Below are 877 nucleotides of genomic sequence, written 5' to 3' on the forward strand. Positions count from 1 at the left end.
GGCACTGTTGCAAATAGTCGGTGGTGATAAACTTATCATCCCCTTTTGCTGATGGAGCTGCACATGAACCCATTCAAAGGCCGGCATTTTCAGCGTGACATCATTCTGTGGGCCGTACGCTGGTACTGCAAATACGGCATCAGTTACCGTGAGCTGCAGGAGATGCTGGCTGAACGCGGAGTGAATGTCGATCACTCCACGATTTACCGCTGGGTTCAGCGTTATGCGCCTGAAATGGAAAAACGGCTGCGCTGGTACTGGCGTAACCCTTCCGATCTTTGCCCGTGGCACATGGATGAAACCTACGTGAAGGTCAATGGCCGCTGGGCGTATCTGTACCGGGCCGTCGACAGCCGGGGCCGCACTGTCGATTTTTATCNTGGGCGTATCTGTACCGGGCCGTCGACAGCCGGGGCCGCACTGTCGATTTTTATCTCTCCTCCCGTCGTAACAGCAAAGCTGCATACCGGTTTCTGGGTAAAATCCTCAACAACGTGAAGAAGTGGCAGATCCCGCGATTCATCAACACGGATAAAGCGCCCGCCTATGGTCGCGCGCTTGCTCTGCTCAAACGCGAAGGCCGGTGCCCGTCTGACGTTGAACACCGACAGATTAAGTACCGGAACAACGTGATTGAATGCGATCATGGCAAACTGAAACGGATAATCGGCGCCACGCTGGGATTTAAATCCATGAAGACGGCTTACGCCACCATCAAAGGTATTGAGGTGATGCGTGCACTACGCAAAGGCCAGGCCTCAGCATTTTATTATGGTGATCCCCTGGGCGAAATGCGCCTGGTAAGCAGAGTTTTTGAAATGTAAGGCCTTTGAATAAGACAAAAGGCTGCCTCATCGCTAACTTTGCAACAGTGCCA

Annotated in this window: 1 pseudogene; it reads left to right on the forward strand. The window is 53.0% G+C overall.

From position 1 onward, the window contains the following. The first annotated feature begins 63 nt into the window (after positions 1-63). Positions 64-824: pseudogene (locus HV832_RS17130) on the forward strand (IS6 family transposase). Positions 825-877: the final 53 nt, after the last annotated feature.

Source organism: Cognatundibacterium oligocarboniphilum, assembly GCF_013377855.1.
Classification (GTDB): Bacteria; Pseudomonadota; Gammaproteobacteria; order Burkholderiales; family Burkholderiaceae_D; genus Undibacterium; species Undibacterium oligocarboniphilum.